7 protein-coding genes are annotated in these 13,936 nt (G+C 66.0%); 2 read left to right on the plus strand and 5 right to left on the minus strand.

The window, feature by feature from the left end; all coding sequences use genetic code 11:
- Positions 1-150 precede the first annotated feature (150 nt).
- The 4 genes from QYQ99_RS01120 to QYQ99_RS01135 all read right to left on the minus strand — a co-directional run bounded on the left by QYQ99_RS01120 (position 151) and on the right by QYQ99_RS01135 (position 7,127).
- On the minus strand, positions 151-1,614 hold the full coding sequence (locus tag QYQ99_RS01120; RefSeq protein ID WP_302093080.1) for an efflux transporter outer membrane subunit: 1,464 nt from the start codon (positions 1,612-1,614) through the stop codon (positions 151-153).
- Between the two features lie 13 nt (positions 1,615-1,627).
- Positions 1,628-4,858 (minus strand): efflux RND transporter permease subunit, encoded by a 3,231-nt coding sequence (locus QYQ99_RS01125; RefSeq protein ID WP_302091048.1) that lies wholly within the window; start codon positions 4,856-4,858, stop codon positions 1,628-1,630.
- A 22-nt stretch (positions 4,859-4,880) separates the two neighbouring features.
- Entirely contained in the window at positions 4,881-6,122 is a 1,242-nt protein-coding gene (locus QYQ99_RS01130) for an efflux RND transporter periplasmic adaptor subunit (protein ID WP_302091049.1), read from the minus strand.
- Between the two features lie 180 nt (positions 6,123-6,302).
- The gene (locus QYQ99_RS01135) at positions 6,303-7,127 is read right to left on the minus strand and encodes an alpha/beta hydrolase (protein ID WP_302091050.1); all 825 of its coding nucleotides are present in this window, start codon (positions 7,125-7,127) and stop codon (positions 6,303-6,305) included.
- 176 nt (positions 7,128-7,303) lie between these two features.
- Here QYQ99_RS01135 and QYQ99_RS01140 point away from each other — a divergent pair, with 176 nt between their 5' ends.
- Positions 7,304-8,230, plus strand: a complete 927-nt coding sequence (locus tag QYQ99_RS01140) for a LysR family transcriptional regulator (protein WP_275054729.1) — start codon at positions 7,304-7,306, stop codon at positions 8,228-8,230.
- Positions 8,231-8,268: 38 nt separating this feature from the next.
- Here QYQ99_RS01140 and hrpA read toward each other — a convergent pair whose 3' ends face one another.
- Positions 8,269-12,324, minus strand: a complete 4,056-nt coding sequence (gene hrpA, locus QYQ99_RS01145; RefSeq protein ID WP_302091051.1) for an ATP-dependent RNA helicase HrpA — start codon at positions 12,322-12,324, stop codon at positions 8,269-8,271.
- A gap of 275 nt (positions 12,325-12,599) precedes the next feature.
- On the opposite strand from hrpA, the gene QYQ99_RS01150 reads away from it, so the two are divergent.
- Positions 12,600-13,778: a metallophosphoesterase gene (locus QYQ99_RS01150; RefSeq protein WP_302091052.1), complete on the plus strand. Its 1,179-nt coding sequence runs from the start codon at positions 12,600-12,602 to the stop codon at positions 13,776-13,778.
- Positions 13,779-13,936: the final 158 nt, after the last annotated feature.

Below are 13,936 nucleotides of genomic sequence, written 5' to 3' on the forward strand. Positions count from 1 at the left end.
CCACTGGCGCCTGCACCGCCAGAGCCGAAGGTCCTGCCTTGATGCCCATCAAACCGCTGAGCCTGTCCGGGCGCTGCAAGCACCGGCTGGCTGAGCAGCAGGCGACAAGCCGGCAAACCGCCCGCCAGGGCGGACAGGACAGCTCTCGCCTCAGCTGCTTGCCGCCACGGTCTCGCCGCTGTCCCAGCTCCCGCCCAGCGCGCGAATCAGCGCCACCGTGGCCGTGTACTGCGCGGTACGCACCTGCAAGGCCTGGCGACGGTTGCGCAACTCGTTGCGGCGTGCATCCAGCAGCTCCAGCTGGCTCACCAGACCGTTGCGGTAGCGCACGTCCGAGAGGTGCGTGGCCCGCTCGGAAGACTGCACGGCCTGCCCCAGCACGCGGGCCTGGCCCGAGAGCAGGCGCAAGGCACTGAGCTGATCCTCCACATCCCGAAAGGCCGCGAGTACCTGGCCGCGCTGGGCTGCCACGGCGGCCTCCAGACGCGCGCGGGCCCCCTCCTCCTGCGCGGCGCGCTGGCCGCCGTCAAAGATGGGCAGGGACAGCAAGGCACCTATGCCCCAGGAGCGTGCCGACCACTTGAACAAATCGCCCAGCTCCGGCGAGGCATAGCCGCCATTGCCCGTGAGCGTGATGGCCGGAAACCATGCAGCCTGGGCCACGCCCACGCGCGCCTGGGCCGCCAGTACCGATGCCTGGGCTGCCGACACATCGGGGCGACGCGCCAGTACCGTCGCGGGCACGCCTGCCGGAATCACGGGCAGCGTTGCCAGCAAAGGCTGCGAGGCCAGCGTGAAGCCAGTGGCGACATCCCCCACAAGCACGGCCAGCGCATGCGTGAGGGCCGCCTGCTGGCGCTCCAACGCCAGTGTCTCGGCCTCGGTGGCCGAAACCTCGGTCTGCATGCGCGCCACGTCCAGCTCGGCCGCATCGCCGGCGCGGTAGCGCTTCTCGATCAGCCTCAACGTCTCGCGATAGGCCGCCAGACTCTGCTCGACCAGCTGGCGTTCGGTCTGCAGCGAACGCAGTTGCAGATAAGTCTGGGCCACATCGGCCTGCACCATCAGGCGCGTGCTTTGCAGCAGGGCCTCGCGTGCATTGGCATCCTCGCGTGCCGCTTCGCTGGCCCGCGACAGGCGGCCGAACAGATCCGCTTCGTAGGAGAAGTTCAAGCCGGCCGTGACCAGGGTTGCGGGCTGCATGCCGCTGGCGGTGTTCGCCCCGGCCTGGCGCGCCGCGCCGCCAGAGGCTCCGATCTGCGGCTGGCGCTGGGCATCGGCCGAGCGCAGCAGCGCCCGCGCTTCGGCCAGACGTGCCGCAGCGGTCTGCACATCGGTATTGGCTTCACCCGCACGCTCCACCAGAGCGCTGAGTTCGGTGTCGGCAAATACCCGCCACCAGGCACCGCGCGGCTGGGCCTCGGCCGGGGCGGCCTGCGTCCAGCCCGCGGCTGCGGCCTGGGCACTGAAGTTTGCGGGCAGTGCAACGCCGGCATGCTGGGCCACCGTGGGCGGTGCGCTGGCGCAACCCGCCAGCACCAGGGCTGCCGTCAGCGCGCTCAGGGACGGCATCAGGGATCGAATGCCTTGCATCGTTTTCATATCGGAATCCATGGTTGATTGGGGCTTATTCGTCATGGCCGCGCGGCGCAGCAGGCATGGGCAGGGCCGAGGCGCCGTGACCCGGCTCGCTGATCGGCGCCACATGGCTGCCGTGCTGCTGCAAGGGCCGGTTGCCAGCCAGACGGCGCAGCACCACATAGAACACCGGCGTGAGGAACAGGCCAAAGGCCGTCACACCGATCATGCCGGCGAACACCGCCACGCCCATGGCGCTGCGCATCTCGGCTCCAGCGCCCGTGGACAGCACCAGCGGCAGCACGCCCATGACAAAGGCCAGCGAGGTCATGAGGATGGGGCGCAGACGCAGGCGGCTGGCCTCGATGGCGGCCTGCACGGGCGTGCGGCCGGCAAATTCCAGCTCGCGGGCGAACTCCACGATCAGGATGGCGTTCTTGGCCGACAACCCCACCAGCACGATGAGCCCGATCTGCGTGAACACATTGTTGTCGCCACCGCTCAGCCACACGCCCGTCATGGCAGCCAGCAGGCCCAGGGGCACGATGAGGATGATGGCAATCGGCAGGGTCAGGCTTTCGTACTGCGCCGCCAGCACCAGGAAGACCAGCAGGATGGCGATGGGGAACACCAGCACGGCGGAATTGCCGGCCAGGATTTCCTGGTAGGTCAGCTCGGTCCACTCGAAGCTAATGCCGGGCGGCAGGGTTTCGGCGGCAATGCGCTCGACGGCTGCCTGGGCCTGGCCCGAGGAGAAGCTGGGCGCGGGCCCGCCATTCACGTCGGCGGCCAGAAAGCCGTTGTAGCGCATGGCGCGTTCTGGCCCGAAACTGGGTTCGAGCTTCATCAGCGCCGACAGCGGCACCATCTCACCCGTGGTGGAGCGCACCTTGAGCAGGCCCACGTCCTCGGCGCGCGCCCGGTAGGCGGCATCGGCCTGCACGCGCACGCTGTAGGTGCGACCGAACTGGTTGAAGTCGTTCGCATACAGGCTGCCCAGGTAGATCTGCAGCGTCTCGAAGATGTCCGTCACCGGCACGCCGAGCTGGCGCGCCTTGGTGCGATCGATGGCGGCATAGAGCTGGGGCACATTGACCTGCCAGCTGGTGAACAGGCCGGCCAGCTCCGGCGTCTGGTAGGCCTTGGCCATGAAGGCCTTCACGGCCGCGTCCATGGCGTCGTAGCCCAGCGAGGCGCGATCCTCGATCTGCAGCTTGAAGCCGCCGGTCGTACCCAGGCCGGCCACGGGCGGTGGCGGGAACATGGCGATGAAGGCTTCCTGGATGCTGCCAAAGGCCTGGTTGAGCTGACCCGCCACGGCAGCGCCGCTCTGGTCGGCATGCGTGCGCTCGGCAAAGGGCTTGAGCGTGACAAAGACAATGCCCGAGTTGGAGCTGTTGGTGAAGCCGTTGATGGACAGGCCCGGGAAGGCGATGGCGTCCTCCACATTGGGATTGTTCTTGACGATGTCGCCCATGCGGCGGATCACGTCTTCCGTGCGGTCCAGCGTGGCGCCATCGGGCAGTTGGGCAAAGCCGACCAGGTACTGCTTGTCCTGGGCCGGCACAAAGCCGCCGGGCACCAGCTTGAACAGACCCCAGGTCGCGCCCACCAGCACCGCGTAGATCACCAGCATCAGCGCCTTGCGGCCGATGACACGCTGCACGCCGCCGCTATAGGCCTCGGAGCCGCGGCGGAACAAGGCGTTGAAACGGCGGAAAAAGCCGCCCAGCACCCGCTCCATGCCGCGTGTCAGCGCGTCCTTGGGAGCGTCGTGTCCGCGCAGCAGCAGCGCGGAAAGCGCAGGCGACAGGGTCAGCGAGTTGATGGCCGAGATCACCGTCGAGATGGCGATGGTCACCGCGAACTGGCGATAGAACTGGCCCGTGAGGCCGCTGATGAAGGCCAGCGGCACAAACACGGCCACCAGCACCAGGGCGATGGCGATGATGGGCCCGCTCACCTCCTGCATGGCGCGGTAGGTAGCCTGGCGCGGCGACAGCCCGGCCTCGATATTGCGCTCCACGTTCTCCACCACCACGATGGCGTCGTCCACCACGATGCCGATGGCCAGCACCAGGCCGAACAGGCTCAGCGCATTGATGGAAAAGCCCAGCAGGTGCAGCACGGCAAACGTGCCCACCACCGAAACCGGCACGGCCAGCAGCGGAATGATGGAAGCGCGCCAGGTCTGCAGGAACAGGATCACCACCACCACCACCAGGGCCACGGCTTCCAGCAGGGTCTGGATCACGGACTTGATGGAGGCCCGCACGAACTGCGTGGGGTCATAGGCGATGCGGAACTCCACGCCCTCGGGCATGTGCTTTTGCAGCTCGGCCATGGTGGAGCGCACATTGGCCGAGATCTCCAGGGCGTTGGAGCCCGGGGCCTGGAACACGCCCATGCCCACGGCAGGGTCGTTGTTGAGCAGGGAGCGCAGCGAATAGTCGGCCGCGCCCAGCTCCAGCCTTGCCACGTCGCGCAGACGCGTCACCGCGCCGTCGGCACCGGTCTTGACGATGATGTCGCCGAACTCCTCCTCGGTCTGCAAGCGGCCCTGGGCATTGATGGACAGTTGCATGTCCACGCCGGGCAGGCCGGGCGAGGCGCCGACCACACCGGCCGCGGCCTGCACGTTCTGGCCGCGGATGGCGGCCACCACGTCGGCGGCCGAGAGACCGCGCTGCGCCACCTTCTGCGGGTCCAGCCAGGCACGCATGGAATAGTCGCCACCGCCGAAGATCTGCACCTGGCCCACGCCCTTGATGCGCGCCAGACGGTCCTTCACATTGAGCACGGCATAGTTGCGCAGATAGTCGATGTCATAGCGGCCGTTGGGCGAGACCATGTGCACGACCATGGTCAGGTCGGGCGCGCTCTTGACCGTGGTGATGCCCAGGCGGCGCACTTCCTCGGGCAGGCGCGGCTCGGCCTGGGAGACGCGGTTTTGCACCAGCTGCTGGGCCTTGTCGGGGTCGGTGCCCAGAGCGAAGGTCACGGTCAGCGTCATCACGCCGTCGGTCGTGGCCTGGCTGCCCATGTAGAGCATGCCTTCCACGCCGTTGATGGATTCCTCCAGCGGCGTGGCCACGGTTTCGGCAATCACCTTGGGATTGGCGCCCGGGTACTGGGCGCGTACCACCACCGAGGGTGGAGCGACCTCGGGGTATTCCGAGATCGGCAGCGTTCGCATGGCGATCAGGCCTGCGAGAAAGATGAGCACCGACAGCACACCCGCGAAGATCGGGCGGTCGATGAAAAATCGGGAAAGGTTCATGGCGTCGGAGGATGAAGGGTTCTCAGGCCGTGGGTTGCTTGGCGGCGCTGCGGCCATCGGCCAGCTCGGCCTTGGCATTCATGGGCACGTCCTGAGGCGCGACCACCACGCCAGGGCGCACACGCTGCAGTCCGTTGACGACGATGCGCTCGCCGGCCTTGAGGCCCGAAGTGACCACACGCAGGCCGTCCACCGGCGCGCCCAGTTGCACCTCCCGGTACTCGGCCTTGTTGTCGGCACCAATCACCAGCACGAACTTCTTGCTCTGGTCCGTGCCCACGGCACGCTCGTTGATGAGCACGGCCTGGGTGGTCTGGGGCTGCCCCATGCGGATGCGCGCGAACTGGCCGGCCATGAGCGTGCCGTCCACATTGCCGAACACGGCGCGCACACGCACTGTGCCGCTCTTGGCATCGACCTGGTTGTCTATGAGCTGCAGATGACCCGCATAAGGCGTGCCGCCGCTGGTGCCCACGCCCATCTGCACGGGAATGGTTTCAATCAGCGCACGCGTGCTGTGCCCTTTGCTTGCGCTCTGCAGGCCCTGCAGTGCCTGGGCCACGATCTGCTCGTCAGCGTCGAAACTGGCATACATCGGGTCCACCGACACCAGGGTGGTCAGCACCGGCGCTCCGGCCCCCGAGCTCACGAGATTGCCCACGGTGACCTCGATACGGCCCACGCGCCCGCTCACCGGCGCCTTGACCTGGGTGTAGCCCAGGTTCAGCTTGGCGGTCTGCAGCGCAGCCTGCGCGGCGCGCAGATTCGCATCGGCCTCGCGCCGGGCATTCACGCGCTCGTCGTATTCCTTTTGCGCAATCGCGCGCTCGTCCCACAGACGCGTGGCGCGCTCGGACTCGCTCTGGGTATAGGCCATGCGCGCCTTGGCAGCAACCACCTGGGCTTCGGCGCGATCGACTTCCGCCGCGTAGGGAGCCGGGTCCACGGTGAACAGCAGATCACCGGCCCTGACCAGCGCACCCTCCTTGAAATGCACGGCCTGCACCGCGCCCGAGACGCGCGGCTGCACATCCACGCGCTGCACGGCTTCCAGGCGGCCGGAGAACTCGTTCCACAGCGTCACATCCTGCTGCAGGACCTGGGCTGCCGAGACCGGCACGGCCGGTGCTGCGGCTTGCGCGGCCGGCGCCTCCGCGTGTGACGCCTGCAAGCCCAGCATGGCGGCGGTCGTGGCGATCACGGCAGCGGCGACGCCGGCAGCGGCCCACCGGCGGCGGTTGGAGAGTTTGAAGTGCTCGTTCATGGCAATGTCTTTGGTTCAAGGGTTGAAAGCGGCAGCAGCCCATCAGGCGGCAGGCAAGCCTCATCCCTTCCAGCGCTTTGGCCAGGAATCGAAGGGAAGAAGCTTGAAAAAGGCGCAGCGGCGTCCAGCCCGACCCGGCGGACGGTTCCAGCTTGGCAGCCTCAGCGGAGCGTTGTCAGATCAGAGCCGACATCGCGTGGTCTCGAAAAACGTGCGCAGTTGCCCTTCGCAGGGACAAATCTCGGGTGGCGGCTCCATCAGCGCCTGCGGCCACTGCCCGACTTCGGGAAACAGATGCAGGAAGACCGTCAATCCGGCAGCTTGCAGGCGTTCAGCGTAGTTCTGCGCCTCGTCGCGCATGGGATCCTCCTGCCCCGCCAGAATCAGCGTGGGCGGCAGCCCTGCCAGACGGCGGGCCCGCGCAGGCACCGCATAGGGGTGCTCCGCATCGTGTGGGCTGCTCAGGTACTGGCACCAGCCCGAAGCCCATTTGCATTCGACGGATTCGCCCTGAGCAGCACGCTGCGAAGGCGTGGCCGAGCAAGGGTCCAGCATGGGAGAGATCAGAATCTGCCCGGCCAACGGCGGCTGCTGCTGGTCTCGCGCCATCATGCAGACGCCGGCCGCCAGATTGGCACCGGCCTCTTCACCGGCCAGATAGAGCGGAGCGCCCTTGCCGGCCAGCTTGGTGCGTTGCTTGTAGGCCCACAGCAGCACCTCGTAGCCCAGCTCCAGCGGACGCGGAAACGGATGCTCGGGTGCCAGCGGATAGGCCAGCGACACCACACAGGCCCCGGCCGCCGCCAGCGAGCTGCCGACGGTGCAGCCGTTGTCCAGATCCCCCGCCACAAAGGCGCCGCCATGGAAATGCAGCACCAGCGGGACCACTTCGCCGCGTCGCTTGCCGCCATACAGGCGCACATGGGCCTGCACACCGTCGGCCACGGAAATCGTGGTGTCGGTGTGAGAGATCGGCGGCAATGCGGTGGGTTTGGTGTTTGACATGGATTTTCCGGACAGGACCGGGTGATGGAACAGAAATGTAGCAACAGCAATTGACGGCATAAACCCCGCAAACGCGGCCACACTGTTTCCAATTCTCGAACAATGACGGGGTGAGCTGTGTGTGAGAATCCCGCATCCTCGGCGAGTCCGGGTTTTCGCGAGGACAAGGAGATCCCATGGATCAGATACAGGCCATGCGTATTTTCGCGCGGGTCGTGGAAGCCGGCACTTTCACGCGTGCAGCCGATTCGCTGCAAATGCCAAAAGCCAGTGTGACCAAGAATGTGCAGGCGCTGGAAGAGCGCCTGCGCGTGAAACTGCTCAACCGTACCACGCGTCGCGTCACCGTGACTGCCGACGGTGCGGCCTACTACGACCGCGCCGTGCGCCTGCTCGCCGACTTCGACGACCTCGAGGCCAGCGTCAGCCAGGCGCGCACCACGCCGCGCGGGCGCCTGCGCGTGGATGTGGGAACGACAGTGGCGCGTCTGCTCATCATTCCCCATCTGAGCGAGTTCCAGTCGCGCTACCCCGAGATACAGATCGATCTGGGCGTGAGCGACCGCACCGTGGACCTGATCAGCGACAACGTGGACTGCGTGATCCGCGGCGGCGAGCTGGCCGACCAGTCCCTGGTGGCGCGCCGCATCGGCAATCTGGAATTCATCACCGTTGCTGCCCCCGACTATCTGCAGCGCCACGGCGTGCCCCGGCATCCGCGCGATCTGGAGTCCGGCCATCGCAACGTGATCTATTTCTCACCGGTCTCGGCCAGGCGCTATCCGCTGGAGTTTCACAAGGGCGGCGAAGTGATAGAGATCGCCAGCCCCGCCCACCTGGGCATCAACGAAGGCAATGCCTATATCAGCGCCATCCTCGCCGGCCAGGGCATAGGACAGCTCAGCCGCTTCCAGATTCACAAGTACCTGGAAAACGGCCAGCTGCAACGGGTGCTGGAGGACTGGAAGCACCCTCTGCTGCCGATCTACGTGGTCTATCCGCCCAACTCCCACCTCAGCGCCAAGGTGCGCGCCTTTGTGGACTGGGTGGTGGAATTGTTTTCGCGCAATCCGCTGCTGCAGGGCGAAAGCCGGCCCGCCTAGACAGGCAGGGCCGCGCTCGTCAGGCCGTCAGGCCAGCATCACTGCTGCAACTGCGCCCAGACCTTGTCCAGCCGCTTGGCGCTGACCGGATAGGGCGTGCGCAACTCCTGGGCAAAAAAGCTCACGCGCAGCTCCTCCAGCATCCAGCGGTACTCCTGCATGCGGGCATCGACCTGGCCCTTGCGCTCGGCCACCAGCCGCCAGTAGCGCTGCTCCAGCGGCAGCAGCTCCTTGAGCTTGGCGGCATCGCGCGCCGGATCGGCCCGGTACTTGTCCAGGCGCGAGGTAATGGCCTTGAGGTAGCGCGCGTAATGGCCGAGCTGCGCCCAGGGGGCCACGGCGATGAAGTTCTTGGGCATCAGCTTTTGCAGCTGCTCGCTCGCGTCCTTGGTCGCCTCCGGCGCGTTCTTGGTGTCCTTGATCTTGCGCGCGGCGGCCGCGTACTCGGCAAGGATCGTGGCCGACATGCGTGCCACCTCGTTGGCAATCAGCGTCAGTCGGCCACGGCCGTCCTGCACGCGCTGCTTGAAGTCGGCCTCGTTGCTCGGCAGCGGCTCCTGCAGGAAAGCGCGGTCGATGGCCACGTCGATGATCTGGCCGCGCAGCTCCTCCTGCGTGCCCAGCGGCATATAGGCCACCGCCATCTTCTGCAGATCGGGAATGTTCTTCTCCAGATACTTGAGCGCATCGCGAATCTGCAGCGCGAACAGCCGGCGCAGACCCACGCGGTGCTTTGCGGCAGCGGCCTCGGGTTCGTCAAAGACCTCGATGCCGACAGCGTCGCCATGGTCGATCAGGGCCGGAAAGCCGATCAGCGTGGTGCCGCCCTTCTTGATTTCCATAAGCTCGGGCAGTTCGCCAAAGCTCCAGTCCCTGTAGCGCGCATCGTGCGGCTGGGCCGGCTTGCCGGCCGCAGCCTTATCATTTTTAGGAGCTGTTTGCGCTTGTCTAATAACATTTTCAGATACTTTTGACTCTAAAATGCTTGCATCACCTGCGCTAGCAGCTACCTTTAATGAAGCAAGCGCCTGAAAGGCGCCGCGAGCCTTGGCGCCCCACTCGGCCTTGAGCGCACCCAGATTGCGGCCCTGGCCCAACTGGCGGCCGTGCTCGTCCGTGATGCGGAAGTTCATGAACAGATGCGGGCTGAGCATGTCCAGCTTGAAGTCGGCGCGCTTGACATCCAGCGAAGTCTCGTCGCGCACCTGCTTGAGCAAGGCGTCGACCAGCCCGCCCTGGGCCCAGCGCTCGCTCTGCGTGAACAGCTCGGCCAGCCGCGCCGCGCTCTCTGGCAGCGGCACAAAGCGGCTGCGCGGGCGCTGGGGCAGGCTCTTGAGCAGCGCCTGGATCTTGTCCTTGAGCATGCCCGGCACCAGCCACTCGGCGCGCTCCTCCGACACCTGGTTGAGCACGAACAGCGGCACGGTGACCGTGATGCCGTCGCGCGCATCGCCGGGGCTGTGCAGATAGCTGGCGCTGCAATCGGCACCGCCGAGCTTCACGGTCTTGGGGAATTTGTCCGTGGTGATGCCTGCGGCCTCGTGCCGCATCAGCTCGTCCCTGGACAGGCGCAGCAGCTCGGGCTGACTCCTGCTCTCGGCGCGGAACCACTTGTCGAAGGTCGCGCCGCTGTAGACATCCCTAGGGAGATACTGGTCGTAGAAGGCAAAGATCAGCTCATCGTCGACCAGCACGTCCTGGCGGCGGCTCTTGTGCTCCAGCTCCTCGACCTTGCGCATGAGCTTGAGGTTGGCGGGCAGGAAATGCCATTGGGTTTCCCACTCGCCCTCCACCAGCGCCTGGCGGATGAAGAGATTGCGCGCCTCGTGCGGATCGACGCGGCCGTAGCTCACGCGGCGGCCGTTGTAGACCACCAGGCCGTAGAGCGTGGCACGCTCCAGCGCCACCACATCGGCCTGCTTCTTGCTCCAGTGCGGCTCCAGCAGCTGCTTCTTGAGCAGGTGCCCGCCCACCTCCTCCAGCCACTGCGGCTCTATGGCCGCAATGCCCCGGCCGTACAGGCGCGAGGTCTCGACCTGCTCGGCCGCCACAATCCAGCGGCCGGGCTTCTTGCTCAGGTGCGCGCCGGGATGCGGGTGAAACTTGATGCCGTGCGCGCCCAGATAGCTCTCGCTCTCCTCGGCCTTGTAACCGATATTGCCGAGCAGCCCCGACAGCATCGACAGATGCACGGCCTCATAGCCCGCCGCCTCGTTGTTGAGCAGCCATTTCTGCTCCTTGACCACGGTCAGCAACTGCGAATGGATATCGCGCCACTCGCGCACGCGGCGGATATTGATGAAGTTCTGGCGCAGCAACTGCTCCCACTGGCGGTTGCTGATCTTGTGCGTGGCCTCGTCGGCATGTTGGGCCTGCTCGGCGGGGTTGAACAGCGCCAGCCGCTCCTCAACCGTGCCCTCGAGCTGCGCACCGCTGGCACGCTGACTGACGGGCAGGAAGGCCTGATTGCGCGCATTGGGCTTGGCCGCAGGCGCGTGCTGGGCCGCCATCTCCTTGCGGCTCTTGGCCACGACCTTGCCGCCGCGCGCGTCCGACAGCCACTGCCACAGACGCAGATAGCCGCTGAATTCGCTTTTCTCGTCGTCGAACTTGGCATGTGCCTGGTCGGCCTGCTGTTGCGCCTCCATGGGCCGGTCGCGCACGTCCTGCACGCTCAGAGCCGAGGCAATGATCAGCACCTCGGCCAGGGCGCGGCGCTCGCGCGCCTCCAGAATCATGCGGCCCACGCGCGGGTCCAGCGGCAAGCGCGACAGCTCCTTGCCCATGGGCAGCAGATGGCCGTGATCGTCCACCGCACCCAGCTCGGCCAGCAACTGGTAGCCGTCGGCAATGGCGCGGCCCGAAGGCGCTTCAAGGAAGGGAAAATGCACCACATCGCCCAGACCCAGCGACTTCATGCGCAGGATCACACCGGCCAGCGAGGAGCGCAGGATTTCGGGGTCGGTGAAGCGGTCGCGGCTGACAAAGCTCGCTTCGTCATACAGGCGAATGCAGATGCCGTTGGCCACACGGCCGCACCGGCCCGCGCGCTGGTTGGCGGCGGCCTGCGAGATCGGCTCGACCAGCAACTGCTCCACCTTGCTGCGGAAAGAGTAGCGCTTCACACGCGCCGTCCCGGCATCGATCACATAGCGAATGCCCGGAACCGTGAGCGAGGTTTCGGCCACATTGGTGGCCAGCACGATGCGCCTGCCCGTATGGCCGTCAAAGATACGGTCCTGCTCTGCCTGCGACAGGCGCGAGAACAGCGGCAGCACCTCGGCGCTGCGCAGCGTGGGCGAGTGCTGCAAATGCTTGCGCAGATGGTCGGCGGCTTCGCGAATCTCGCGCTCGCCGGGCAGGAAGATCAGGATATCGCCGCCCTTGCCGCCGGCCCAGAGTTCATCCACGCCATCGGCAATGGCGTCGTTCAGATCCTTGTCCTTTTCGCCCTCGAACGGGCGATAGCGCATCTCCACCGGATAGGTGCGGCCCGAGACCATGATCACGGGTGCAGGACCGCTCTTCGATTCAAAGTGCTTGGCAAAGCGGTCCGCATCGATGGTCGCCGAGGTGACCACCACTTTGAGGTCGGGGCGCTTGGGCAGGATCTGCTTGAGATAGCCCAGCAGAAAGTCGATGTTCAGGCTGCGCTCATGCGCCTCGTCGATGATCAGCGTGTCATAGGCCTTGAGCAGCGGATCGGTCTGGGTCTCGGCCAGCAAGATGCCGTCGGTCATCAGCTTGACGGAGGCGTTCTTCTGCAGCGTGTCCTGAAAGCGCACCTTGTAGCCCACCACTTCGCCCAGCGGCGTGTTCAGCTCCTCGGCAATGCGCTTGGCCACCGAGCTGGCGGCAATGCGGCGCGGCTGGGTGTGACCGATCAGGTGGCCACGCACCTGGCCATTGGCATCGGGCGTGGCATTGAGCCTGCCCCGGCCCAGCGCCAGCGCGATCTTGGGCAGCTGCGTGGTCTTGCCCGAGCCCGTCTCGCCACAGACGATGATGACCTGGTGACGATCCATGGCCTCCATGATTTCCTGGCGACGGCCAGATACGGGGAGCGACTCGGGGAAGGTGATCTTCAAAGACATAAGGGCTGGGATTATCCCCGTCCTTGGCCAGTCTTGCGCAGTGATGGCAAAAGCAGCCGTGCCGCGCCATTTTCAACGCCCCGCGCTGCACCAGCCACGGCGGCTGCGACGGCGGCGGCTGCCGCGTTCACTGCGGGGACACCAACGCTTGCTATGCTCGCGGCAATTTTTGTCGGACTTACGCAATCAAGAACGCTACAACGGCCTGCCTTCTGGGGCAGTGGCCCGGCCTGAACCCGTTTTGCGCAAGTCGTTTTTTGGTTTCTCCGCTGCCCATGGTTTCGACTGCTGCTCTCCTCATCCCTCTTCTGGCTCTGTGGCTCTGGTGGCCTGTCTCCAGTCTCAACGGCACCTCCCGTCTGAGCCGCCTGCTGGCGGTTTTGATCACAGGCCTGCTGGGCATCGCGCCGGCCTTGCTGCTCAAGGCCGTGCAGACCAATGCCCTGCCCTACGCCGTGGTGGCGCGCCTGCAAGTCCCCGGCGGCTGGGTGCTGGCCATGCTGCTGATGCTGGCGCTGTTCGTGCTGCTGCGCGATCTGCTGTGGCTCATTGCCCGGCTCATGGGCCGCACCGGCCTGGCGCAGCTGCTGCACCTTCCCGCTCTCACCACGGCCGCCGTGGTGGCGACCGGCTGCCTGAGCGCAATCGGCGTCTTCAACGCCCTGCAGCCGCCCCGGGTGCATGAGCAGAAGATCGCGGTCAAAAACCTGCCCGCCGCCCTGCAGGGCCTGCGCATTGCCGTGCTGGCCGATATCCACGCCAGCCCGGTCAACGATGCAAGCTATGTGCACACCATCGTGCAGCGCACCCTGGACACCACGCCCGACCTGATCGTGCTGCCCGGCGACATGGTGGACGGCGATGTCGCCACCAGCCGTGCCCATGTGGCGCCGCTGGCCGCCTTGAGCGCACGCTACGGCGTCTGGGCGGCACCGGGCAACCACGAGTACTACAGCGGCTATAACGCCTGGATGACCGAGTTCCGCCGCCTGGGCCTGAATCTGCTGGAAAACCGCATGCAGCTGCTGAGCATCAAGGGCAGCAAGCTGGCCCTGTCCGGCATCGGCGACCCGGTGTTCGGCCGCACCTCGCCCAACAACGCCGACCCCGAGGTCGCCGAAGGCATCCCCCCTGATGTGGACGCGGTTGCCGCTCAGGCCCGCAAGGCCGGTGCACAGTTTCATATCCTGCTGGCGCACCAGCCCAAGTTCGCGCGGGGCAACGCGGACAAGGGCGTGAATCTGCAGATATCGGGCCACACCCACGGCGGGCTGATTCTGGGCATGGACCGCTGGCTGGTGGCTCCCGTCAACAACGGTTTTGTGCGCGGCGAATATCAAATCGGCACTATGAAGCTGCTGGTCAGCAGCGGCGCAGGTCTGTGGGCCGGTTTTGCCGTACGCCTTGGCGTGGCACCACAAATCGAGCTGCTGACGCTGGTTGCACAGCAGTGATTACCCGCCTTGCTGACTCCCGGCGTTCGGCAGGGCCTGTATTTCGTTGAAATCTTTACCGCGCAAAGCACGGTCAACCATTTGAAGCATTTGCAAAAATCAAACAGATTTCGAGATTCGAGCTTTTCTCTGCGATCCCGGCTTGCATAAAGCACCTG

Source organism: Comamonas testosteroni, from assembly GCF_030505195.1.
In the GTDB taxonomy this organism is placed as follows: Bacteria; Pseudomonadota; Gammaproteobacteria; order Burkholderiales; family Burkholderiaceae_C; genus Comamonas; species Comamonas testosteroni_G.

What these genes read in the sequence shown, in the direction of transcription:
- hrpA (WP_302091051.1), bottom strand. Translation starts at nt 12,324, where the DNA reads ATGTCTTTGAAGATCACCTTCCCCGAGTCGCTCCCCGTATCTGGCCGT.
- QYQ99_RS01130 (WP_302091049.1), bottom strand. Translation starts at nt 6,122, where the DNA reads ATGAACGAGCACTTCAAACTCTCCAACCGCCGCCGGTGGGCCGCTGCC.
- QYQ99_RS01135 (WP_302091050.1), bottom strand. Translation starts at nt 7,127, where the DNA reads ATGTCAAACACCAAACCCACCGCATTGCCGCCGATCTCTCACACCGAC.
- QYQ99_RS01120 (WP_302093080.1), bottom strand. Translation starts at nt 1,614, where the DNA reads ATGGATTCCGATATGAAAACGATGCAAGGCATTCGATCCCTGATGCCG.
- QYQ99_RS01125 (WP_302091048.1), bottom strand. Translation starts at nt 4,858, where the DNA reads ATGAACCTTTCCCGATTTTTCATCGACCGCCCGATCTTCGCGGGTGTG.
- QYQ99_RS01150 (WP_302091052.1), top strand. Translation starts at nt 12,600, where the DNA reads ATGGTTTCGACTGCTGCTCTCCTCATCCCTCTTCTGGCTCTGTGGCTC.
- QYQ99_RS01140 (WP_275054729.1), top strand. Translation starts at nt 7,304, where the DNA reads ATGGATCAGATACAGGCCATGCGTATTTTCGCGCGGGTCGTGGAAGCC.